Source organism: Sphingobacterium sp. JUb20 (genome assembly GCF_004342035.1).
Classification (GTDB): domain Bacteria; phylum Bacteroidota; class Bacteroidia; order Sphingobacteriales; family Sphingobacteriaceae; genus Sphingobacterium; species Sphingobacterium anhuiense.
Window position 1 is genome coordinate 13497 of sequence record NZ_SLYV01000004.1, and the last position, 25239, is coordinate 38735.

The following is a 25239-nucleotide window of genomic DNA, read 5'->3' on the forward strand; positions in this document are numbered from 1 at the left end:
TTTTAACGTTTACTTTTTAAGTGTCTTAATGAAAATTAGAGCAATGACTGCTGCAATGAGACATATGATGGAAGCTGCAAAAAAACCGGTTTGAAAACCTGTGTTCAAAGCGGTAGCTTCTGTGGCCCCTGTTGCTTTTATAGCATTGGTTTTTGCTGCGGAAATGGCAACTATTATAGCCAGTCCTAGAGCTGAACCTATTTGATAGCTGGTATTTACCAGACCGGAAGCAAGGCCGGTTTCCTCAGGTTTGGCACCTGACATCGAAGCGATAGTTCCAGGTATATACGTTAGTGACATACCTAAAGCGCCTAATAAAGATGCTGGCAATACATTGATTATAAATGTACCATCAGGAGGGATTGTGCTAAAAAGAAGGAGTGAACCTGCTAAGGCAAGCAGACCTGCTACCATATTTGCTTTGAAGCCAAATCGAGCGACTAATTTACCTGTAAGACCAACCATCAGAAACATGATCGCAATTGTCATCGGTAAAAGAGCAAGTCCACTATTGAAAGCTGTGTAATGCAGGGTTTGCTGCAGGTAAAGATTGAGGAAAAACCATAAGGGTATCCATGCTGCCGCTAATAATGCCATCACCACGTTACCTGATAAAAGATTAGGGACTTTAAAAATAGCAAGAGGAATTAAAGGCTCACTTTTCTGTTTCTGTATGATAATGAAAATAATGAACAGCAACAATGATAAGCCCAGTAATCCAATGGTTTGGACTGATATCCAACCGGCATTTTCTGCAGATATAATAGCATATACCATCACAATAAGGGCTACCGTTGCTAAAATTGCACCGACGATATCTACTTTTCCTTTACGGGTAGTTCCTTTGAACAGTAGTTTTTGACTGAAGAATAATACAGCAAGTCCTACTGGAATATTAATTAAGAATAACCAATGCCACGAGAGCCATTCGGTCATGGCTCCACCAAGGAATACACCGGCTGAACCACCTGCAGCAGCAGAAGCCCCCCAGAAACCTAATGCTTTATTGAGTTCTTTGGGATCGGTAAATTTGGACAGTACTAAGGTAAGTGCTGCAGGGGCTATAAGTGCAGAGCCTAAGCCCTGTAAAGCTCTTCCGGTATTGAGGGCGGCCTCTGACCAGGCCACACCCGCTAAAAGTGACGCTCCTGAGAGAATGGTAAACCCCCACATGAAAATCTTACGTGCGCCAAAGAGATCGGATAAACGTCCTCCTAGCAATAAGAAACCTCCAAATAGAATTACATAGGCATTAAAAATCCATTGTAAGCCACTTTGTGAGTAGCCAAGATCGGCTTTTATTGCCGGTAATGCCACGCCAATAATAGAAGTGTCCATGATCACAATAAATTGTGCGGTACATAGTAAAAATAGTGCTGCCCAGCGTTTACTGTAAGGAGCAGTTGGATCTACGGTACCTGTTTTATTTTTATTCATTTTTTATTTAATTAATGGTAAGTAATTATAGGCTTAGCTGCCCAACAGCATGTTTTAATTTTACATGTAGAACCTGTATCTTATATATCGCATTGAGATTGTTGATCTTTGCTTGTGTCAATGCCAGTTCAGCATCTGTCAACTCAAGTCTTGACCCCAGACTGTTTTTGAAACGGTCATCTACCATCTGATGGTTTAATGTGGCAGACTGCACCGTTTTTTCTTGGATGTTTAATTGGTTAACTGCTTCCTTCCATTGACTGATCAACGTTGCCAGCTCGGTTTTAACTTCATCTTTTAAATCGTTTAATTGTATTTCTTCCTGTCTCATTTTGATTTTGGACTGGTTGATTTTGGACTTGGTACGGTTGCCATTGAAAACAGGTACTGTAAGCTGGAGCCCTAAAAAGGATGTTCTGGGTAATGCATATTGACCAAACTTAAAATTATCTGCTTGTGCCTGCAGCTGATACTGACCGATTAGAGAAAGCTGTGGCAATAGCTCTGCTTGGATCACCTTCATATTTTTCTGTTGCAGTGCTATGGTAAGTTCTTGAATATTGAGATCTTTTCTGTTTTTTTCGGCAATAGCCAATGCGGCATCAACTTGATGAAACTCATGCTGACTTGTTTCGATGTTCAGTTCTAGATTATCAGATAGCTCAATTTCTGCGGGATCTTCTAGTCCGATCAGTCTTTTGAGTTCAATACCTGCTACCGTTACATTGTTTTTTAAGTAAGAAACGGATGATTCCAAATTTGCGACAGCAACGAAACTTCTTAATGTATCTGATTTTAAACCTCTGCCCTGGGCTAATAATGAACGGGAATCTTGCAGTGCTTTTTTATTTCTCTGAAGACTTTGTTCTAGTAGATCAAGCTGACTGTTCATCATCAACATATCAAGATAACGTGTAGAGACCAAAAGGGCAATCTGGCTTTTGAGGTCAGCTGTTTTTTCATTTTGAATCGATTCATTAATCTTTGAAGCTTTTGTAAGATGATGCGTGCCAGGTGCAAGAATGGGTTGGTTGAGGGTAGCAAAAACATTATAGACATTTTTACCGCCGACAGCCACATCCTGCACTGCTTTATCAGTACCTGCAAATGAACCAGGGAGGAAGATAACCTGTCTGTCAAAATAGCGCGAGTATGCAGCATTAGCCGAGATACTCGGAAGTAATCCACCTTTGACTTCATTGGTTATTTCTCGTGCATGGATTTCTTCCAGTATTTGCACCTGTATTGCTTTATTTCCCTGTTTTGCCATTTCCAAAGCATCTTTGAGTGCCAGCATTTTTTTCTGGGCATGCAATGGTTTACTGATACCAATTAGTAGCAGTAGGGTAACGATATATAGGATATTTGTTTTCATTGAATTATAATTTGTGGTGATGTTCACTTGTTACGGTATACATGCTTTTCCTTTATTTTTTGCTAAGCAAATCGCTGCTTATTGCGGAGGAAATGAAACCATCATGAGCATGTTTTTTCCCTTTTAGATTTATTTGTAACCCTATTCAAGATTTTTCGATCGCTATTGAGATCGCTTCATCGTTTTTTTTGTGTGGATATGCTCATGATCTGTTTCAGTTTAACTTAATGTTGTATTTCGATAGCGCGCTCTTCAGTTGGTTCCTCAACAACAGCTTTTGGAGTTTTCTTACTTGATAAATACGAGTAAACTGCCGGAATGATAAATAGGGTCAGGATACCTGAAAAGACAAGTCCTCCGGCAATCACGATTCCTAATGACTGGCGGCTATTAGCTGTCAGTGCAATGGGTAATGCACCAAATATCATTGCAAGAGACGTCATTAGGATCGGTCTAAAACGCTGCTCTGCAGCTTGAATCGCAGCATCGTATTTCGAAAGGCCTGTTTCCTTGAGGTGGTTGGCAAATTCAACGATAAGAATTCCGTTCTTAGTAATCAGTCCTACTAATGTAATAATCCCGATCTGGCTAAATACATTTAAACTCTGCTCATACCAGTAAAGACTAAGCACTGCTCCAGCAATTGCCATGGGTACGGTAAGCATAATGGTAAGTGGATCGCGCATGCTTCCAAATTGTGCTGCCAGAATCATATAAATAAGTACGAGTGCCAGGATGAGAGTAAAGGTGATATTGCCTTGACTTTCGGTATAATCTCTGGACTGACCGGCAAGTGAACTTTTGAATGTTTCGCCCAGTACTTCTTTTTTTATTTTTTCGATTTCCTGTATACCTTCTGCGAGACTTACTCCTGGCGCTGTTGCTGCAGATACAGTTGCTGATGTATACTGATCATAGCGATAAATGGCCGCCGGACTAACGGCTTCTTCCATTGTTATCAGGTTATTAAGTGGAATCATCTGTCCTGAAGTTGAACGGACATAAATCGTATTCAGATCGCTTTTATCATTTCTGTACTGGCGGTCTAATTGTCCGATCACTTCGTACTGGCGGTCGTTACGTAAGAAATATCCGTAACGCTGTCCTGAGAACGAGAGTTGTAAGGTATGGGCTATTTCTTCGATAGATACGCCCATCATAGAAGCTTTTGCACGATCGATATTTACTTTCACCTCAGGTTTGTTGATCTTAAGATCAGCGTCAATGAATAGCAGTTTTTTACTTTGGCGTGCAGCAGCCAGGAATTTTGGAAGCACGGTAGTCAGACTATCTAAGTTCGGAGCCTGAAGAACATATTGAATAGGCATACCACCACCATAACGGGTTCCGATTGTTGGAGGTAAATAAGGGAAGAGCAGAAAGCCTCTAAATTTACCCGCAGCTGCTCCATATTGGTTATATAGATCCTGAATGCTGGATTTTCTTTCCTTTGGATCTTTAAGATAGATACTCTGCACAGCTACGTTGACCGGTGCTGGGGCCGGAATGAATGAAATAGCGACCATGGAGTAGGTTTGGTACAATCCGTCGGTCGAGTCATTTACATACTTTCCAACTTCGGTCATGTGTTTTTTCATATAATCAAAAGAGACACCTTCAGGAGCTATAGCGATGAGGTTCATGTTGGAACGATCTTCTACCGGAGCTAGTTCTGAAGGAAGTTGCTTACCTATAGCATAAATAAGTAGGGTAGTGCCAGCTAAGAAGACCCAAGCTAACCATCGAACGCGCATAAATGCAATCAGTAAATAGGCGTAGCCATTGTTTAGACTAACGAAAAAGGGTTCGGTGACGCGATAGAACCAACTCGGTTTTTCTTTTTTCTTCAAAAAGTATGCACTTAGCATAGGGGTCAGTGTAAGCGCTACAAATGCTGATACCAATACTGATCCTGATACGACAATGGCAAATTCTTTGAAAAGTTGTCCACTGATACCACCCATAAAAATAATGGGTAAAAATACTGCTGCTAACGTAATAGTCGTGGAAATAACCGCGAAATAAATCTCTCTTGTACCTTTAAATGCCGCCTGAATAGGGGACATACCCTCTTCAATTTTTTTATAAATATTTTCTAACACGACAATCGCATCATCTACGACCAGTCCAATGGCAAGTACCAATCCAAGAAGTGTCAAGATATTGATCGTGAAACCGGCAATATACATAATGAAAAATCCGGAAAGAATGGATACCGGAATGGCAAGAACGGGAATAATAGTAGATCTCCAGTCTCTCAGGAATAGAAAGATAATCAAGACCACGAGTCCGAATGCTATGAATAACGTTTCTTCGACCTCTTTAATGGATTCGCGTACGGATCGCGTATAGTCGAACCCTACGATCAAACGATATTCTGAAGGAACTTCTTTTCTTAATTGATCTAACCTTCTGTAAAACTCATCGACTACTTCTATGGCATTTGCTCCACGTTGTATCTGAATAGCAACACCGACACCGATACGGTTCAGATTTCCTGTTTCGTTGATGATGGCTGTACGTTCATTCTCTTCTCCTAATTCGGCTGATCCAATATCTTTTAATCTTATGATGGTATTGTCAACTTGCTTAATGAGCATTTCTTCAAAATCTTTTACAGAAGTTAGGCGCCCCATTGTCCGGATGCTAAGCTCACTGTTGTTTCCTTCGATTCGACCTGCCGGCAAGTCAATATTCTCGCGGAGTAATGCTTGTCTTATATCGGCAGGAGTAAGTTGATATGCCGCAAGTTTTGCTGGTTCAAAGCGCAATCGCATAGCATACTTATGCTCGCCTACGATGGCTACATTATTAATACCAGGGATAGACTGCATTCTATCTTTGATAGTTGTAGAAGCAAGGTGACTTACTTCTTTTATATTTTTGGTGTCGCTTTCCACTTCCAGGAATGCCACCAGATTGTCTGGTGATGATGCCTTTTGTACGATTGGTGGATCGACATCGCTCGGGAGCTGTTTACGAGATTTGGAGACTTTGTCTCTAACATCGTTCAGCGCATCTTCAATGTCAATTTCCCGGTTGAATTCGATGGAAATAACACTTACCTGTTCTCGCGATTCGGAAGATATAGTCCGGATGCCACTTGATTCGGCAATGGATTCTTCCATCGGTCTGGTCAGTTTAGATGCAATTACATCTGGACTTGCACCAGGATAGAAGGTAATGACCGTAATGACGGGTGGTTCTGTTAACGGGAATTCGCGGATACCTAGTTGTTTCCATCCTATTATTCCTAATATGACGATAAGGAGAGAAAATACCCCGGCCAAGACGGGTTTTTTTATACTTAAATCTGATATACTCATGAAGCTAAGATTTGAAATTAATTAATTTGACAGGACAGCTTTTACGGGAGTACCGTCTCCTAAGCGCAGCATATTGGAAACAATGATGCTGTCGTTTGGCATGATACCAGACGTTATGATTGCGTCCTTTTCTGTTCTGTTACTTACGGTGACTGCCATTGGTTTTGCAACCCCATTTTTGATCACAAAAACAGCATAGCCTTTTTCACCTGGTGCTAAAGCCTCAGTTGGAACTGTTATTCCTTTTGCACCTTGATTATTTACTTGGAAGTACACTTTAGCCGATAGACCTGCCCGGAATTGTCCGTCAGCATTATTTGTTATTGCTTGTACCTGTAAGCTTCTGCTTTGTGCTTCAAGCCCTGGTTCTGTAGCGGCTATTGTAGCGAAATATTCAGTATCGGATAATTCGGATGTAAACTTAATTTTGCTTCCTGTCTTTATTAATGGTAAGTATTTTTCTGGGACAGAGAAGTTGATCTTAATAGCGCTTTGATCCTGTAAGGTCACGAGCGCCTCTCCGGGAGATACATAGGCTCCGAGATGTACTTTTGAAATACCAATTTTTCCGGAGAATGGCGCCCGGATTATGGTCTTTTCTAAATCTACTCGAAGCAGCTGTTCTTGTGCGTTTAAAGATTCGAATCGCATAACGGCCTCATCATATTCTTGCGGTTTTACGGTTTCGGTTTTTAATAGATTGCCAAGTCTTTCTTTATTCAATTTAGCGAGATTCAATTCGGCACCTACTTGTTTCAAACGGGATCTGATATCGGCATCATTGAGTTTGTAAAGTACGGTTCCTTGACTGATATAACTACCGTCTTTAAAAGATACCTGAGTAATCTTCTGAGGGAGCTCGCCAACTATGGAAACTTCTCGATAAGGCATCATGGTGCCGACGACGGCTTCTTTTTGATCGAGTTGCTCTTCCTGTGCGATGATGATATCTACGGGTAATTTACTGGCATCTGCGGATGGTGTTGGTGCTTTTTCTGACGTTTTTTCTTGTTTATTTTCACAAGAAATAAGTAAGATGCTGAGTATGGGAATTAAAATTCCTAATCTTTGTATTGTGTATTTGTATAACATGTTTTGATGTTTTATTTTTAACAATCGATTAAATTTCATTGCCAAAATTAGATACAAATGCGACCGTACTTTTACAGAATTACAGATAAGAGTTATGATATTTATTTTGATGTTTTATATCGTTTTTTGCTGAATGGCGTGAGTGGAATCGCTTAACATCTTGGCAAAAAATAGGAACTCCTGTTCATGTATATAAACAGGAGTTCGAATAAATATTTGAATTAATTAATGCGGTCTATTACCGCTAATTTTCTTTAGCAGTTTTCTAAACTTGGTTTTTATTTTTTGATTGCTCTTCTATAATTGCTAGTTTATTGCGTTTCATTCTTTTATAATGGGAAGATGTAAAACCTGTGTATTTCTTCAACTGGTTTGACAGGTGTGCAGGACTACTGTACCCTAGACTATAGGCAATTTCAGATAAGGAGAGTTGTGTATAAAATAACAGTTCTTTTACTTTCTCTATCTTCCTTGAGATAATGAATTTTTCAAGTGTCCATCCTTCTGAAGATGAGAATAGTGCACTTAATGAATCATAATCTTTACGTAATTCGTCGCGGATAAGTGTTGAGAATTTAATGCGTTCGCCAGTGTCTAATTGTTTTTGAATGCCTTTTTCTACAGCGCTTTTAATCTGCGAGATGAGTCTCTGATCTTTGTTATATATTAAATCAAAACCATACTTCTGCAACATGGTTTTGATAACTTGCTCTTCAAGGATTTTATCCCTTACTTTTAGAATTACTTCACCTAAGCGTATGTCGGAAATCTCCAGACCAAGCTTTGGTAATTCTTCTGACAGAATGTATATGCACCTATCGCACACCATTCCTTTGATTAATAGTTTCATGGATAAAATAAATGTTTAATATTGATTGTGTTATGTGATCAAAATTGCGTTTTTATCAGTAATAAAATATTACGTTATTTCTTGTTTATTTTATGAAATTTTAAGAATCATGAAAATAATCGACAAATTTATGAGCATTAAAAATTACAAACTAAACAAGTAAAAGCAGCAATAATTTACTATCAATCATGCAGATTTTTGTATGAAGTAAAAACGCGAAAAAAAATGAAAAATAGACAAAATACGGAAGATCAAATTTTAAATGTGCTTAAAGATTATGAATCAGGAAAAAGTGGTTCGGAGCTGTTTGCTAAATATGGTGTATCAGGGACAAATATTTTTGAACTGAAGAAAAAATATAAGGACTTAGGGACAGATATCTTGAAAGAGTTTATAGATCTACATGACGAAAATTATAGGTTGAAAACGATGTATGCTGATTTAAGTTTGCAATATCGTAAACTGAAAGATGTATTAAAAGAGGATTTCTAAATGAAATATCCGATAAGTAGTATCTGTCGGGAAAAAGTGTTCAATAAAGTAGGTGTAAACAGGGTGTTATTATTAATCAGCTATAATCTAAACATAATTTCAGGGATACTTTATTGTGTTTTAAGGTATCCCTGAGATTTAAAATCTTTTAATTGCCACAACAACCTGTTGCGCAACTTGAGTCTTGTGTGATGTTATCAGCGACTTTATAACCCGCTTTTTCAATCGTTTCAATTACCTCCTTTTTTTCATTGTCATCTTCATAGTTGATGAACAACTTGCCACTTTCAATTTTTTCGATTGTAATGCCTGCGATACCTTGCACAGCACTGTTCACTCTTGTTTGGCAATGAGCACTCTGCATGTCTGGTATACTCAATTCTACTTTTTTCATTTTTAACTAATTTTGATATAGCAAATTACCGGATAGTTATTGAATCCTATATTACACTTTTTCCTATTTGATTTGCGATATTTACTGATGGAATGGTGTATTGTGTCGAAGTCAAGACTGTTCTCTGTAATTGATGAAGGTGGTTCAATAGAAAAGGCGGCCCTTAATAATGGAACCGCCGATTTAAATATTGTGCTTTTTATTTAAAGTCGAAATTATAGTTACTGTTTTTTTGCAATAGGTGTGTAGTCGGGAAGATTAGTTACTCTTATCGTATCGATCCCTTCCAAAGACCATGTAATAGGAAGCATGGTCATATAGCCGCATTTCGGACATTGGTCTCCTTCTATACCGATCATCTCCTTATGTGATGGACAACCTGTAATAAAATTACCATTTTTATCAAGTGCGTGACCGAGTTCATTTTCGTACTTGTTTACTCTTTTTGTTGCCCCATTATTCTGAGCAACCTCCGTATGATTGTAGGTATCTCCATCTTGATGATCATGTCCTTTTTTTGCACTTGTGTTATCGCTAGCACAAGCTGATACAAATGCAATTGCCAAGGTCAGTATCGCTATTATAAATTTGTTTATTTTCATATTGTTACGATTAATAGTTTATAATCTTCTAGCTCTTATTGGGTTATTTTTTCCATTTTAGCCGCAAGCTATTGCTTACCACACTTACACTGCTTAGGGCCATTGCTGCTCCAGCAAACATGGGATTGAGCAAGAAACCATTGATCGGGAAAAGAATTCCTGCAGCAATGGGAATGCCGATAAGATTATAGATAAATGCCCAGAACAGGTTTTGCTTAATTGTTGCTACAGTCTGTTTCGAAAGACGTATAGCCTGTGAGATTTTTGACAAGTCGGATGAAATAATAGTCATTTTGGCGACATCCATTGCTATATCACTTCCCTTACCCATGGCAATACTGACATCTGCCGTAGCTAGTGCGGTACTGTCATTAATCCCGTCGCCTACCATTGCTACTGTCTTACCTTCTTGTTGTAGTTTTTTTACAAAATCAGCTTTATGTTGCGGTAGTACTTCGGCCTTGTAGTTCGCTATGCCCGTCTGCTGCGCAATGGCTTTTGCGGTAGCTTCATTATCACCTGTAAGCATATACAATTCGATGCCCATCCGTTGCAATTGCTTAATGGCCTCAATAGATGTTTCTTTTATCTTGTCTGAGATTGCGAGTACGGCCAATGCTTGATGACTGTCTGCAAACCAGATAACTGTTTTTGATTGTTCACTCCATTTATCAGCTTGCAGCTGCAGTTCATCTGTAATACTGATATTGTTTTCCAGGAGTAATTTTCTATTACCTGCCCAATAATTTTCATTATTGTAACCTGCTTTTGCACCTTTGCCTGTTATACTTTCAAATGTGCTTAGTGAAACGGGAGCTGTACCTGCCATATGTTTAACGACTGCTTCAGCTAAAGGGTGTTCAGACTGTTTTTCTAAACTGAATAAAATCTGCTTTACTGTTTCATCCTCATTTAACCATTTGATACCGGTAACCTGTGGTTTTCCTTCAGTGATGGTTCCAGTTTTATCTAAAACAATCGCATTTACTTTTTTTGCTAATTCAAGACTTTCAGCATCTTTAATCAAAATTCCATTTTCTGCTCCCTTACCAACACCGACCATAATTGCGGTAGGTGTAGCTAATCCCAAAGCACATGGACATGCAATCACTAATACTGTTACTGCAGCCAGAAGACCCTGTACTAAACCGCTTTCTCCACCTAATACAATCCATAACACAAAAGTGATAAGCGCAATGCCAATAACTACGGGAACGAAGATACCTGCGATTTTATCGACAAGTTTTTGTACAGGAGCTTTGCTTCCTTGTGCATCCTGAACCATTCTGATGATTTGAGCAAGCATTGTTTCCTTACCAACTTTGACCGCGGTAAATTGGAAACTTCCCTTCTGATTGATGGTTCCTGCAAATACTTTCTCATTTTCGATTTTCAACACAGGAACAGGTTCTCCACTTAGCATGCTTTCATCCACATACGAATTACCTGATTTTACTATACCGTCTACAGCAATTTTTTCTCCCGGTTTTACTAATATAACATCGCCTGCATTTACATCTTCTATTGCTGTTTGTTTCTCAGTACCGTCAGATTGTATTACCATCACTGTTTTAGGTTGTAATCCCATCAGTTTTTTTATAGCCGATGAGGTGTTTCCTTTCGCTTTTTCTTCAAGTAGTTTTCCTAAGAGAATAAATGCGATAACCACGGCAGCAGCTTCAAAGTAAACGTGTGCGTGTAATCCTCTTGCATGCCAGAAATCGGGTGCAATCATATTGAATACACTGAATATATAGGCTATACCTGTGCTTAAGGCTACTAGGGTGTCCATATTGGCCGAACGGTGTTTTGCTTGTTTCCATGCATTGATATAAAAATCTTTACCTAACCATAGGACAACTGGTGTGGCAAAAAACCACATGATTTCATTGCCATAGGGCATATCCATAAAAAACATACCGATAGTCACTACAGGAAGTGAAAGTAGGATTGCCCAAATGGTTTTATTTTTTAGTGTACGGAATTTCTTTTCATGTATTGCCTCTAACGTCTCCTGTTCTTTGGCTTCGTCTTCAATGAGTAAATCAAATCCGATGGACTGAACTGCTTTTTGGAGCGCTAATGGGTTGGTCATATTGGGAAGATACTCTACGGACAATCTTGCTGTAGCAAAATTGACAGCTGCATTGACGACGCCGTCAGCATATTTAACACCGCTTTCTGCACTGATGGCACAAGACGCACAGGTCATATTAAGGACAGGAAAGGATTGTTTTACAGTAGTAACGCCATAACCTAAATCCTGGATGGCTTTAACAGCCGCCGTCACGGTATCGGTATCATTGACCGTTATCGTTGCACGGCGATTGTTTAGCTCTACTTTGTGGCTTTCAATACCTTTAACCTGTGCTAATCCTTTATCTACAATCAAAGCACAATGTTCGCTGTCTACATCTTCTAAAGGAAGGAATATTGGTTGCCTATTATTCGTTGCCATATTTTGTATCTTTTATTTTATGATACAAAGTTGAGAACAATTAAGGTTTTGGGTATTGCACTTTAATGGAAAAGAGTTGTAAGATTTACACCTCGTCCAACGGTGTTCTTTTGTCTTCTTTGATCTGCTTGAACTGACTTGGTGTAAGCCCTGTTACTTTTTTGAACTGGTTGCTTAAGTATGCAACACTGGAATAGTTAAGGCTGTCAGCAATTTCGCTTAAAGACAATTCGTCGTATCCTAACAGTTCTTTGACTTTTTCAATCTTTTGGGCAATAAAGTATTTTTCGATCGTCGTGCTTTCAACTTCTGAGAATAGGTTTGAAAGATAATTATAATCATGTTGTAACTTATTGCTCAAAATATCGGATAGGTTATTTTTTGTTTCACTGTCTTGGTAATGTACCAACTCAATAATAACGTTTTTGATACCCTCAATGATTTGACTTTTTTTATCGTCAATGACTTCAAATCCTCTTGCTAATAGATTTTCATTCAGCATTTTAATTTGATCGTCCGATAATTCTTGCTTCAAAGCCACTTTTCCAAGGGTCACATTTTCTGTCTGAATGTTAAGTTTTTTTAATTCACTCTGTACCACCATGATACAGCGGTCGCATACCATGTTTTTTATATATAGTGTTGCCATATCTTTTCTTTATATGCTAAAATAATGTATGAAATCGAACAGGTAAATGTACAATTAATATTTATAGGTCATCAATTTTTTAAAAATTTGACGCTATTCCTAATTGCATATGCTTGTTGTTTATAAAGGATTAATGGGTATCATACTGCGACCCCTAATCGACATATGCATTGTTCGTTAAACTTCCTCTTTGATAAGAATCGGTTAGGGGTATTCTGTCTTTCTAGGATAAGTTTTTAGAGTTAGAGGAAGGTTTGCCGATATTTCTGAGGGCTGATTCCTATTAATTCTTTGAATAGGTTTGAAAAAGTCGGAATACTGTCGTAACCGATTCTGTAAACAATTTCACTAATATGCAGTGATTGATCTTCTAATAATTCTAATGCGAGCTGCATACGGCTTAATTTTATAAACTGAAAAATGGTTATATCTGTTTCTTTTTTAAATTGTCTTGACAATGTCCGCTCGGGAATATTTACGTGTTTGGATAAGGATGTTATTGTAATCTGTTCACTGATTGATTGCGTAATATATTCAACAACTTTTAGGAGTGACTCGGATTTTGGTGGTTGTGCATGAAGTTTTAGGGGGCTGACTAATATATATGATAACATTTTTTTTAAAGACGCTAACCCAACTTCTTTCAGTTCTTTATCGGACCAATGTTGAACGCCAAAGGCTAAAAGATTATCAAGTAAGTTTGATGGAGAGAAAATAGCGATATTTCCCCAATGTGCAATAGGGTAGTGTTCCTTATTCAAATCAAGAAAGATCGTCTTGAGTTTTAAATTGGGCGATCTTGATATTAATTTATGTTTGATATGTGCGTCAACATAAGCGTAGTGGCGGGCAGGGATACAAAAACTTCCCTTTTCTGAGTAGAGATATACGGCGCTCATTTCGGGGGAGATCAGCTGTGCTTTTTCATGATCATGTATCTCGGTATTAAATTGACCAAAATACCGGATCTCAATATTTCCATCTTCAATAACTTTTGTACAATCTAGTGTTGATATATAAGCTTTTGGCATAATTAGATAAGTATTGCTCTATTTTCAAATATAACAAAATAAAATCTGTCTTTATTTTTGGGAAAAAGAAATAGGATGAATAAGAAAAAAATAGATATTTTCGATACAACTCTTCGCGATGGCGAGCAGGGACCTGGGTGCTTGCTGACTCTTCAATCAAAACTGGAAATAGCCGAACAGCTTGAATTTCTCGGTGTTGATATTATAGAAGCCGGTTTCCCTGTGAGTTCTCCTGCAGATTTTAAAGCCGTACAGGAAGTTTCAAAATTAATTAAAAATGCTAAAGTGTGCGCATTGGCAAGAGCTCGTGAACTGGATATTGACATTGCGGTTGATGCCCTCAAAAATGCAGTGTGCCCTCGTGTGCAACTTGGTATCGGGACTTCGGATATTCATATTAAAAATAAATTTAATAGTACCAGAGATGAAATTTTAGCCGTAGCATTTAAAATGGTGCGGTATGCGTCCAAAAAAATTGAAGAGGTGCAGTTTTTTGCTGAGGATGCTGGTAGAGCTGATAATTTTTTCTTAGCAAAAATGGTTGAAAATGTAATTGATGCGGGAGCAAAGGTTGTTAATTTACCAGATACAAATGGATTTTGCACACCATTTGAATATTATGAAAAGATAAAATTTGTGATTGACACTGTTCCGAATATTCATAAAGCTAAAATCTCTGTCCATTGCCATAATGATCTGGGAATGGCAACTGCAAATACGATCGCAGGTCTGCTGGCTGGCGCTAGCCAAGCGGAAGGCACTGTAAATGGTGTTGGTGAAAGAGCTGGAAATGCCGCTTTGGAGGAAATCATTATGACGCTTATTATAAAAGATCTGCCTGTGTATACGACTGTGAATCCGATCTATATTAGTAAGTTGAGTAAAATGGTCGAAAGGGCTATGTCGAATAGTGTGCAGGCGAATAAGGCTATTGTTGGGAGAAATGCATTTGCGCATTCTTCGGGAATTCATCAAGATGGTGTACTGAAGGACAGACGCAATTATGAAATTATAGATCCTGCGATGATCGGTTTCGAGTTACCAGATCTTATACTGACAGCCCGAAGCGGTAGAGCTGCATTGAAAAATAGGATGCAAACGCTAGATATACAATTTGTAGAAAAGGAATTTGAGTTGTATTATGACTGTTTTTTGCGGTTAGCGGACACTAAATCTATTGTAACTGATGCTGATCTAGTGGATTTATGTCGTGATATTAATAAGGGATAAGCTGACGCATTGAATTTCCTGATTCTTTATAGCATAAGATAGGATCATTTTTTAACATATGTAAAATTTATAATCAATGCTTTTGGTCAATTTTGTACTCCGCATGATAGGTTGATTACAATAGATATATAAAATTGAATTGATTATAAATGAGTAAGTATGGATCTTAAGAAGATATTAGTGGAAATTTATCCATTGCCTGAAGAATCGATTTCGAAGTTGATGCTATTAATTCGAGAAGTACATTTTCCAAAGGGGCATATTATTATTAAAGCTAATAAAATCGAAAAGTCGATCTATTTTATCAAAAAGGGAATTGTCCGAGCTTATGCTGAGCATGAAGACCTGCAACGTACTTTTTGGTTCGGTGAGGAAGGTGAAACTATTCTTTCCATGAAAAGCTATGCTGAAAATGAAAGGAGTTATGAATTTATAGAATTAATGGAACCTTGTCAACTTTATGAACTTGAGATAAAAGCAGTAAAACATTTATTTAACGAAGATATTTACATTTCTAATTGGGGTCGAAAACTTGCTGAAAAGGAATTGATAAAAGTTGAAAATAAATTGATATCCCGGGAAATACAATCTGCAAAAGAAAGGTATGAGCTGTTGGTGAGTAAAAACCCGAGTTTATTGCGTCGGATACAATTGAAATATTTGGCCTCTTACCTAGGGATAACGCAAGTTACACTAAGTAGGATCAGAAAAAAAAGTTAGGGCAGTATTAATATTACGCATTTAATAATGAACGTTTTATTTGCTATAAGGAGTAATTATAAAAGGGGTTTCATCCAATTGGCTGAAAGCCCTTTTGTTATTTTAGTTCGGAGGTATGGTACTGCTGGATTCATTAAGAAAGAACTTATTTTGTATGTAGGCATTATTTAACATATGTAAATTTTTATCTGTTTTTGATTTGTCAATTTTACACCCATATTAAATATGATTTGCTAAATAAACAAAATTCAGATATGGAAAAAACGATAGGATCGATTAGGCAGTTTCTTGAAGCTAATTTTTTACATTTTAATGCGGCTAGTCTGGTTGACGCAGCGAAAGGTTATGAAGCTCATTTGGAGCAGGGGGGTAAGATGTTGGTTTCATTAGCCGGAGCAATGAGTACTGCTGAGCTGGGAATTTCATTGGCAGAAATGATTCGACAGGATAAAATCGCGATCATAAGCTGTACAGGTGCTAACCTCGAGGAAGATATTATGAATTTGGTTGCCCACTCGCATTATAAAAGAATTCCAAATTATAGGGACTTAACTCCTCAAGATGAGTTAGATCTTCTTAACAATAAATATAACCGCGTGACGGATACCTGTATACCGGAAGAGGAGGCATTCCGGAAAATACAGGTTCATATTGAGAAAATCTGGAAAGATGCTGAGCAAGCTGGTGAAAGATTTTTTCCGCATGAGTATATGTATAAACTTTTATTAAGTGGTGTTCTTAAGGATGTATATGAAATTGATCCTAAAAACTCCTGGATGCTTGCCGCAGCGGAAAAGAATCTACCGATTGTGGTCCCAGGATGGGAGGATTCGACTATGGGAAATATCTTTGCTTCCTATGTTATAAAAAATGAATTAAAATCATCAACGGTTAAGAGCGGTATTGAATATATGGTCTGGTTAGCTGACTACTATGCGAAGCATGCTATTGATCAAGGTATCGGTTTCTTTCAAATCGGAGGTGGAATTGCGGGCGACTTTGCGATGTGTGTAGCGCCAATGCTGGAACAGGATCTTGAAATGGAAAATATTAAAAAGTGGGGATATTATTGTCAGATCACAGATTCAACTACTTCGTTTGGTTCGTATTCCGGATGTATCCCGAATGAAAAAATAACCTGGGGTAAACTGGACGTGGATACTCCTAGCTATGTTATTGAGTCCGATGCAACAATAGTTGCTCCTTTGATCTTTGCCTATCTTTTAAATCGATAAAATACTCCTTCATTATGGTGTGCGTCTCGTGATGCGCACCATAAATCTAAAATTCTTAATAATTAAATAATGCATGATATCAAAAATCTGAAATGGTTCTGTTTGTTTTTTTTCACACTGTTCGTTTCTGTGTCAAAGGGGAATGCTTCGGATGCAAAGAATTCTCAAAAGGAAAATATAGATCGCTTCATACAGCACCATTTGGAGGATGACTACTATTTTTCGTTATTTAAAGACGAAGAAAATAGCCTCACTTATGGATTTCCTTTGCCAGTGATATTAATAGATGAGGGTATTAACATATTTTCATCATCTAGGTTTATCCATACGGATGGTCCTGTCAAGATCGGGGATAAGTTTTATCGTATAGATCATAATAAAATTTATCGAACTGATGGGAATGGCGATAAGCTTGTTGAAGCTAATAAATTTGTAAAACCGATCGATTTGTCTATGACAAAAAATGTTGTTGGTTTGATTTTGACTGCTGGTTTAATGTTTTTTATGTTTATAGCATTGGCAAGATCATACCGGAAAAATAAGTTGCCACAGGGATTTGGACGAGTGTTAGAGCCTCTTATTATCTATGTGCGCGATGAAATGGCTAAGCCTAATATCGGCTCTAGATATCAGGAGTTTTTGCCTTATCTTCTTTCTGTTTTCTTTTTAATATGGATTTTAAATCTGATTGGGTTAACTCCTTTAGGTTTTAATGTTACTGGAAATATTACGGTGACATTATGTTTGGCTTTATTTACTTTAATCATTACCAATATGAAGGCATCTAGGAGTTATTGGAAGCATATTTTCTGGATGCCAGGTGTTCCAATTCCTTTTCGTATCGCATTGATGCCGATTGAGGTTATCGGAATTTTTACCAAAGCTTTCTCATTGATGATTCGACTGTTCGCCAATAATGTAGCTGGTCACACTGTTATTATGGGGCTTATTGCAATTATTTACTTATTGAATAATCAATTGACATTGGGGGGAAGTATTGTTGTTTCACTTTTACTGACGTCCTTTTTGTTTATTATCAAGTTATTGGCGGCATTTTTACAAGCTTACATCTTTACAATGCTTTCCTCTCTTTTTATTGGACTGGCGGTGCAAGAAGATGAGCATCATTAATTCTTGACGGGGGCTAACTTCAGCTTAGACATATTTTTTTTCCTAACAACTTCGTACCGCTCATAACAAAGGAGCGGTACGAAGTTGTTTTTAATAAGGACAGGTTTACATCAGTCCAAATTTCAATCCGATAAAAAAAGTTCTTGGTCGGCCAGGACCATAAATATAATTACTGTCTCTATTTTTACCGATATCAAAATCTTTCTGATATTGATTGAACATATTCTGAATACCGATATTGAATTGAAGATCCTGCTTAATTTGTTTTAAGGTAAATCGATAGGATAATTTGATGTTATTTTCTAAAAATGTGGGTGAGGTGTTAAGGACATCCTGATCAATGCCTGGGGCACCTGCAAAATGAGGTACTTTCATCGGACCAGTCAAAACTCCTGATAAAACGGCATTGAAGCGATTCTGGGGCCAAAAACTGAGTGTATAATAACCGTAAAGATCGGGCGAACGCAGATATTTTCTTGTTCCTGAAATAGTAGAAGACCAAGATACAGCTTCATCATAGGTTGATTTTTGGAATGTTAAACCCGTCTCAAGCTGTATTTTCTGATCATAATTGAATCTTCCTTCAGCTGTGATTCCTCTTACGGATGAGCTGGATCCATTTTTTCGTAAGAGTTGCTGATTGTTATTTTGATCGGTACCGATTTCTTCTAAAACAAAAGTATTATACAGTCGTGTGAAAAAGCCATCTACCGTGAAACCGTAGATAAAATGTTCGCTTGCTCTATTGAAATCTAATGAAACGTTAAAGCTATTGGATGTTTCTGCGATCAGGTTGTCATCTGTTCTAATGACGGAAACTCCACCTCCGGCAAAAGCCATATGCATGTCGGTTTCTAATGCTTGCGGTGCTTTAAACCCTCTCGCATAGGATGTGCGAAGCTGGGTTTCAGTACCAAGTTTATATAATGCACTTAACCTAGGGGTCAGTACAAGTTTATCTATACGATTGGATTTATTTAACCGTAGTCCTGATAGCACGGTTAATTTTCGGGTTACTTCCCAGTCACTTTGTAAAAAAGCACCTAATAGATTTACATGCTGATCAATGAGATAATCATATGCCTTAATTTCATCGAAAGTATATTCATATTGATTTTCAATTCCGGTGGTGAAGGTGTTTTTTCCATTCAGAAAATCAGAGCTGATGTAGTTGTATTGGACTCCGCTTTGAATGGAATAATTTTTTGTATGGCCCCAGGCATCGATTTGATCGATGCCTGTATAATGTGTTCTTTTTGTATTTTGAGCAGCGCCATAAACGCTAAATGAGCTTTCTTTATCTTTTGCCTGATGTTCATAATTGAAACCTCCTACTAAGATATTATGTAACCGATATTCGGACTGGTCGGCTTTGTCGGCTTGCAGATCCAATTTATTTCCACCTTTTCTTTCTTCGTTGATACTCCAACCATTTATTTCTAGTTTATCCTGAGGAGATAACTTAAAAAATGAATTGAAACCAAAGGAGTTGTTTTGTAACATAGGCATTTCGGAAAAACCATCGCCATTTGCATCGTAAGAATTACGGTTGCGGTGAGATGCAAAGAAAGAAACTCCCGCATTTTGCTCTTCATTGACTGCTGTTAGATTGGCATTGAAAAAATGATCCCAGGTTTTGTTGCCCATTAATGAACTGTTATTTGAAAGTGTAAAGGAGCTTTTTTGGGCTTGCTTGGTCAGAATATTGACTGTTCCGGCTATAGCTGATGAACCATATAAGACTGATCCGCCCCCCCTGACAATTTCAACACGATCAATCATGTTGGCAGGTATCTGTTCTAATCCATATAAACTCATCAATGAACTAAATACGGGCCGACTATTAATTAAAACCTGTGAATAAGAACCTCCTAATCCATTCATCCGCAATTGAGAGTAATTGCAGGTCTGACAGTCTGTTTCCATACGTAAACCGGGCTGAAAACATAATCCGTCGGCTAAGGTGTTGGATTGTGTAATATTGAATGTTCTACTATCTAGGATATTGACTGCTACAGGACTTTCAGACCTTTTGCGCGCCGTGCGGGTACCGGTTACAACGACACTATTTAAGCGATTGCTGATCGAGGTCAATGCTACATCTCTTACTTGAAGTTTTGTATCTGCTATTGTTAACGTTAAAAGCTTTGTCGCAAAACCAATGAAACTTACTTTGATCTGATGCGAACCTACAGGGATATTTTGCAATTCATAATTTCCTGTGCTGTCTGCTTTTGTGGCAAGACCTAATAGGGGAATGCTTACTGTGGCCCATTCAATAGGTTCTCCTTCGCTATCTGTTATTTTACCTTTTAGACGTGCAGTTTGGGCAGAAAGAGTCAAACTCATCAAAATGAGGACTCCTGTTATTAAAAAAATGTTAATGTTCATTATGTAAATATTATTTGTTAGTCATGCAAATCTATAAAGTTTGCACAAACTAACAAATTATTTATAACAATATTGTTAGATTGTGCTAATAATTAGTAGTTTTGTTATAATGATATCACAGACTGAAGAAAATTATCTGAAAGCATTATTTGCTTTGACGAGTACAAAAGGTGAAGCCAGCGTAAATGAATTAAGTAAACTGCTGGATATAAAAATGCCTACCGTTAATGGTATGATGAAACGCCTCAGTGAAAAGGATTTTGTTATTTATGAGAGTTATAAACCTTTGAAGCTTACGGAAAAGGGTAAGAAAGAGGCATCATTGATTATTCGGAAGCATCGTCTTACGGAAATGTATCTTGTGGAGAAAATGGGTTTTGGCTGGGAAGAAGTACATGATATTGCGGAACAAATTGAACATATAAAATCTCCGGCATTTTTTGAGAAAATGGATGAAATTTTAGGTTTTCCTGAAGTGGATCCTCATGGTTCTCCCATACCAGATGTAAATGGTAAATTAAAATTAAAAGAGTTTATTAAATTGAGCGATTGTAAAAGTGGGGATGTCGTAAAATTTATGGCTGTTAGACCTTCTTCGGAAGAATTGCTTAAATTTTTAAATAGCCGTCAATTGATTCTTGGGGCTGTGATTACGATAAAATCTGTTGAATTATTTGATAAGAGCATGTCTGTTAGTTACTCGGGTGATGGAACCGAGGTGTTAAGTAGTATGGTATGTGAAAAATTGCTCGTAGAACATATAAGTAAATAGGTTAATCTATATTTATAAATATAGGAAATAAGCATAGGAATAGAATTGTAGTTTCTAATGCTACAAGATGAAGTGTATTTCTCGTATTTCCTGTAACATTTTAAGTACTAAAAATCAATTTTGGAACAGCTCCTTGAGCTATTTTTTTATAAGCAAACGTTGATTCGGTGATCTAATGACGTTTGGACTAGTGGATCCCACTTCTTGATGATCTGGATTGCAACTTGGATTTCGTACATATTATTATATATTTGAAATACAAAAGTAAGGATTGACTTATTTAGTGTTATCGTTTTTTATGCGCTTTTCCTATGAATGGCACATGAAGGGTGATAATTAAGTTTCGCTCATTTTCGTTATACTTCAAACCAATAATTATGTACCTAAGATATCAACTATTATCTTTTCTTCTTATCGTCTGCTTGTGCTCATTTGCTGTACAAAAACCTAAAAATTATTCTCAAAAATTTTACCATAACCTAAAGTGAAAATATTAGTAAATAGATACTCGTGTAGTAATTGAATTATATTCACTTTACTTGATTGCTAAATCAATAGATACTCGATCGTACTTTTATGAAGAATTAAAGGTATTCGCAACTGTTAATTTGATCTATACTTTACTAATTGTTCTGAAACCAAAATCGGGAGCATTGTATCGCGCAAAAGAGTATAAGTTTTTGAAAAAGAATAATTAATCTCCTATTTGAATTTCTTAGAGTATCTCCAGTAGTAGCACCAGGATTGGATCTACTACTGGAGATTTTAATTTATTGCTTTTCTAGAACCCATTTTTGATTATTAGTACCAATATTATTATTGATACTGTATAATACAACTTGTGTATTATCACTCGTGCTACTTCCGGGATTGTCGATAATGTATCCTTTGCTCAGAATGGTTTTAATGTATACCGTATTGTTGCTTTCTAGAAAATTGATGGTCCATTGTTGATTTTGGTTCGTCGAATTGGTATATTGAATTAATCCTGTGTTGATGTCATCTATACTTCCTGGAATATCGATAGATTTGGCACTGGCAACGTTTACTAAAGCATATCCTGCGCTTCCGGCAACGATTTTCCATTTTTGTGAATCACTTATGCTATTGCTATACTGTACGATCTGAGCTGCATTAGCGGTACTATTATCGCGGACAGTGAGGTATTTGCCGCTGCTTACATTTTTTATTTTGTAGGTATCATTCGCACTGAAAATGGTGAGCGGAATTAATTTTGAGGGTGCTTGCTGATTAAAAATATCTGTTAATGTTAAGCGGACTGTATAATTTCCTGATGTTAAACTGCTTGATAACGTGTCCACTCTTTTTTCGGGTTTAATTTTCTCCTGCGTTTGTATTACAGACCCTGAAGCATTTAAAAGCTCAAGCTTATAACTAAGCTGCGGTGATTTGTTTTCATTTATTCCCCAGGATACAATCAGCTTGTTGTTGTGGTAACGTGCAGTACTATAGCTATTTTCTATGATCGTTAATTCAGGTGCATTACCTTGACCTGTCTGTGCTGGTAAATTTAGTACCCGCCCTGTACCAAAGGCTGGATCTGGCGTGGTGGAACCGCCGTGTTCCATGAAATATGCGTCTTCTGTACTGTTGTATCCGACATTAAAGGCGCGATCAAATTGACCATTACGTACTGAATCATTGTCATTGGCAGAGAAATATCGGCTACTTGATTTTTCCCAAACGTTATTGATACTTAAATTCCAATTGTCTTTAAGAAATGCTTTACGGTGAAATCTGCCATCATAATTTGGATTATCTCCAACCCAATTTTCTAAAAATGTTCCAGTACCTGACCCCAGATATCCTGCGCTTGCTTCACGGCCAATTGTAGAGGTATGCAACCATTTTCCTGTAGATAAATCTTGAACAAAATTGGCAATATATATTTTTCCATTTTCCTTCCAGGAACGAATGACCATATTATACCAAGTGTTGAGCGTCCAATTATAAGGATTTAATGTCTTTTGCCCATCGCCTTCACCACCAAAGCGGCTGGCAATTGTTTTGCTATCGAGATAAGAGTAAAACGCTAAATTATTTGTTGCAGTATTTTTGTCCCACAGTGATGCGAGCATAATATTGGAGGTGCCATAGCGCAGGTCTGGTGTATCTTGAAGTCCCATATAACCTCCGTTATAATTTAGGACAGAAAAGTATTCTGTTTTCGCCGTATTTGTGATCTTTATTTTGCTCATTTTCAATATTGCATCAGAAGTGAAACTGTAAACAAGATGTTGTGAAGGAGCTGCATTACTACCTGTCAATGTGAGGTTAAGTAAATCTTTGTCACTCTGTGAGATTAGATCTGAAGGCTTTTCTAATCCCGATTTTACAATTTCCTTTGAACACGCTATTGTGCTCAATGCAGCGAGAAATACGCTGTGAATCATTAATTTTCTCATAAAAGGATCTGTTTATAATGGATTTTTATTGCGTATTCTTTCCGCAATGGTATTAAGGTAGGAAGTTTTCTTTGTATAATTTGCAGCTGTTTTTAATGAAATCGATTGCGCAATTTTTAGTGTAATAAAAGGATGGAGAGCAGATCGTGAGCTGTTTAAGATGTTGATTTTCAGTTTTATTCAGAATACAGCCTAATTTTTTAAAAAAAATCATCAGTTTTTTGTTTAGACAAACAAACTTATGTTCGGTTACTATTGTTATATAATTAAGTTGCTAAATATTAAAAACATTAAAATAACATATATTATGGGAAATTTATTATATATAATCGCAGTCATTTTAGTCATTATCTGGGCGATCAGTTTTTTAGGAGGTTTCTACAGTGGCGGTATTATCCACGCTTTATTAGTCATTGCAATAATTGTAGTATTGTTGCGTGTTATTAGAGGAAATGCATAAACTTTAACTTACTGATAAACATTCAGGATATTTCAAGAAGGTAGGTTGAAAAGAGACTTTTTAAAAGTCTCTTTTTTATTATACAGGATCTGAATAAGGTGCAAATGCGTGACTTAGTACCTACTTTTTTGATCTGGAATATGCAGATGGACTGACGCCTTTGCTATTTTTATAGAAATGAGAGAAATGACTTTCGTCGTTGAATCCAAATTCGTCAGCAATTTGTCTGAAAGTAAAAAGTCCTGACGCTAATCGTTTATCGATCAATGTTATTTTATATGCAGTTAGATAGTCGCGATAACCCATGTCGAAGTTTCTTTTAAAATAGGTGCTGAAGTAAGTAGGCGCAATATTGAAGTGGGCTGCAATTTGTTTAATTTGTATTTGCTTTGGTTCATAAATATGTTGGTGAATATAAGAAATAAGAAGTTCCTTTGCCGGGAAATCATTTATTCCAAATAATAACATTTTCGTCATCGTTTCTATGATTATCCCGAATATGGAAAGAATCTGATGGAAAACAAGTGGAGATGTGGAAAGTGATCCATCACTATTATAAAGTAAGATATTATCTATTGTATTCCTTAATATTTTCCTTATCTCTGGATTTAAATCCAGTTTTATTTCTTTCAATAACTTATTATTCATGATCGCAATAGGCTTATTTATTGTTTGATTCTGTTGCGTCCAATGATTGCTATTACTGAAATAATCGTCAGTGAATTTGATTGCTATTACCCTTGTCCGTTTTTCAATTTTGAAATTATGTTGATCTTCAGGTGATATTACAAAGAGATCTCCTGCTTTATAGGCTAAGCTGTTGTTGTTGATCTCATGAATTCCCGACCCTTTATAAATATATACCAGCTCATAGTAGTTCTGTCCATGAACGGTTAGGTGGAAGTTGGATTCCTCAAAGTCAAATAACTTCAACGCATCAAATTGCTTGAGTTTGGTCATATGCGAGGTTGCTTTATGTAGTACTTCTCTTTGTTAAACTTCGTGATACATCTCTTCAGTACTCAAAAATTGTTCTAAATACCGTTGATTACCATGACTATTATAACTTATTTATTTTTTGTTTAAAACAAATATACATACTAATGTTGTTTTTATACATGCGATAGGTATTAACTGGGTGATAATTTTGCTGTCATAAAATAGCAAA

At 37.0% G+C, this 25239-nt stretch carries 20 protein-coding genes; 7 read left to right on the forward strand and 13 right to left on the reverse strand.

Annotation, left to right across the window (positions count from 1 at the left end):
- Positions 1 to 9: 9 nt before the first annotated feature.
- The 5 genes from EDF66_RS07985 to EDF66_RS08005 all read right to left on the reverse strand — a co-directional run bounded on the left by EDF66_RS07985 (position 10) and on the right by EDF66_RS08005 (position 8080).
- Complete coding sequence (locus tag EDF66_RS07985) at positions 10 to 1437, reverse strand: MFS transporter (RefSeq protein ID WP_132841829.1); 1428 nt, start codon at positions 1435 to 1437, stop codon at positions 10 to 12.
- A gap of 25 nt (positions 1438 to 1462) precedes the next feature.
- Entirely contained in the window at positions 1463 to 2812 is a 1350-nt protein-coding gene (locus EDF66_RS07990; protein WP_132841831.1) for a TolC family protein, read from the reverse strand.
- 224 nt (positions 2813 to 3036) lie between these two features.
- Positions 3037 to 6138, reverse strand: a complete 3102-nt coding sequence (locus tag EDF66_RS07995; RefSeq protein ID WP_132841832.1) for an efflux RND transporter permease subunit — start codon at positions 6136 to 6138, stop codon at positions 3037 to 3039.
- 21 nt (positions 6139 to 6159) lie between these two features.
- Entirely contained in the window at positions 6160 to 7230 is a 1071-nt protein-coding gene (locus tag EDF66_RS08000; protein ID WP_132841833.1) for an efflux RND transporter periplasmic adaptor subunit, read from the reverse strand.
- A 265-nt stretch (positions 7231 to 7495) separates the two neighbouring features.
- Complete coding sequence (locus tag EDF66_RS08005; protein WP_132841835.1) at positions 7496 to 8080, reverse strand: helix-turn-helix domain-containing protein; 585 nt, start codon at positions 8078 to 8080, stop codon at positions 7496 to 7498.
- A 225-nt stretch (positions 8081 to 8305) separates the two neighbouring features.
- Here EDF66_RS08005 and EDF66_RS08010 point away from each other — a divergent pair, with 225 nt between their 5' ends.
- Positions 8306 to 8572: a transposase gene (locus tag EDF66_RS08010; protein ID WP_132841837.1), complete on the forward strand. Its 267-nt coding sequence runs from the start codon at positions 8306 to 8308 to the stop codon at positions 8570 to 8572.
- 148 nt (positions 8573 to 8720) lie between these two features.
- Here the strand turns inward: EDF66_RS08010 and EDF66_RS08015 are convergent, their stop codons facing one another.
- The 5 genes from EDF66_RS08015 to EDF66_RS08035 form a co-directional block, all read right to left on the reverse strand.
- The gene (locus tag EDF66_RS08015; protein WP_132841838.1) at positions 8721 to 8966 is read right to left on the reverse strand and encodes a heavy-metal-associated domain-containing protein; all 246 of its coding nucleotides are present in this window, start codon (positions 8964 to 8966) and stop codon (positions 8721 to 8723) included.
- Between the two features lie 221 nt (positions 8967 to 9187).
- Positions 9188 to 9568 (reverse strand): hypothetical protein, encoded by a 381-nt coding sequence (locus EDF66_RS08020; RefSeq protein ID WP_132841840.1) that lies wholly within the window; start codon positions 9566 to 9568, stop codon positions 9188 to 9190.
- Positions 9569 to 9611: 43 nt separating this feature from the next.
- Positions 9612 to 12026 (reverse strand): heavy metal translocating P-type ATPase, encoded by a 2415-nt coding sequence (locus EDF66_RS08025; RefSeq protein WP_132841841.1) that lies wholly within the window; start codon positions 12024 to 12026, stop codon positions 9612 to 9614.
- A gap of 85 nt (positions 12027 to 12111) precedes the next feature.
- Positions 12112 to 12675, reverse strand: coding sequence for an AraC family transcriptional regulator (locus tag EDF66_RS08030; protein WP_132841843.1), 564 nt, complete (start codon positions 12673 to 12675; stop codon positions 12112 to 12114).
- A 242-nt stretch (positions 12676 to 12917) separates the two neighbouring features.
- Positions 12918 to 13706, reverse strand: a complete 789-nt coding sequence (locus EDF66_RS08035; RefSeq protein ID WP_132841844.1) for a helix-turn-helix domain-containing protein — start codon at positions 13704 to 13706, stop codon at positions 12918 to 12920.
- A gap of 75 nt (positions 13707 to 13781) precedes the next feature.
- On the opposite strand from EDF66_RS08035, the gene EDF66_RS08040 reads away from it, so the two are divergent.
- From EDF66_RS08040 to atpB, 4 genes are all read left to right on the forward strand, one after another.
- On the forward strand, positions 13782 to 14936 hold the full coding sequence (locus EDF66_RS08040) for a 2-isopropylmalate synthase (protein ID WP_132841846.1): 1155 nt from the start codon (positions 13782 to 13784) through the stop codon (positions 14934 to 14936).
- A gap of 159 nt (positions 14937 to 15095) precedes the next feature.
- Complete coding sequence (locus EDF66_RS08045; RefSeq protein WP_132841848.1) at positions 15096 to 15656, forward strand: Crp/Fnr family transcriptional regulator; 561 nt, start codon at positions 15096 to 15098, stop codon at positions 15654 to 15656.
- Between the two features lie 254 nt (positions 15657 to 15910).
- Positions 15911 to 16891 (forward strand): deoxyhypusine synthase family protein, encoded by a 981-nt coding sequence (locus EDF66_RS08050; protein WP_132841849.1) that lies wholly within the window; start codon positions 15911 to 15913, stop codon positions 16889 to 16891.
- 69 nt (positions 16892 to 16960) lie between these two features.
- Positions 16961 to 18022 carry a F0F1 ATP synthase subunit A gene (gene atpB / locus EDF66_RS08055; protein WP_132841851.1) on the forward strand — a complete coding sequence of 354 codons (1062 nt, stop codon included), beginning with the start codon at positions 16961 to 16963 and terminating at the stop codon, positions 18020 to 18022.
- Between the two features lie 105 nt (positions 18023 to 18127).
- Here atpB and EDF66_RS08060 read toward each other — a convergent pair whose 3' ends face one another.
- On the reverse strand, positions 18128 to 20413 hold the full coding sequence (locus EDF66_RS08060; RefSeq protein WP_132841852.1) for a TonB-dependent receptor: 2286 nt from the start codon (positions 20411 to 20413) through the stop codon (positions 18128 to 18130).
- Positions 20414 to 20522: 109 nt separating this feature from the next.
- On the opposite strand from EDF66_RS08060, the gene EDF66_RS08065 reads away from it, so the two are divergent.
- Positions 20523 to 21185: a metal-dependent transcriptional regulator gene (locus EDF66_RS08065; RefSeq protein WP_132841854.1), complete on the forward strand. Its 663-nt coding sequence runs from the start codon at positions 20523 to 20525 to the stop codon at positions 21183 to 21185.
- 770 nt (positions 21186 to 21955) lie between these two features.
- Here EDF66_RS08065 and EDF66_RS08070 read toward each other — a convergent pair.
- Positions 21956 to 23611, reverse strand: a complete 1656-nt coding sequence (locus EDF66_RS08070; RefSeq protein WP_132841855.1) for a DUF3472 domain-containing protein — start codon at positions 23609 to 23611, stop codon at positions 21956 to 21958.
- A gap of 307 nt (positions 23612 to 23918) precedes the next feature.
- Here EDF66_RS08070 and EDF66_RS08075 point away from each other — a divergent pair, with 307 nt between their 5' ends.
- Entirely contained in the window at positions 23919 to 24071 is a 153-nt protein-coding gene (locus EDF66_RS08075) for a lmo0937 family membrane protein (RefSeq protein WP_108158845.1), read from the forward strand.
- A gap of 120 nt (positions 24072 to 24191) precedes the next feature.
- Here EDF66_RS08075 and EDF66_RS08080 read toward each other — a convergent pair whose 3' ends face one another.
- Positions 24192 to 25031: an AraC family transcriptional regulator gene (locus EDF66_RS08080; RefSeq protein WP_132841857.1), complete on the reverse strand. Its 840-nt coding sequence runs from the start codon at positions 25029 to 25031 to the stop codon at positions 24192 to 24194.
- Positions 25032 to 25239 lie beyond the last annotated feature (208 nt).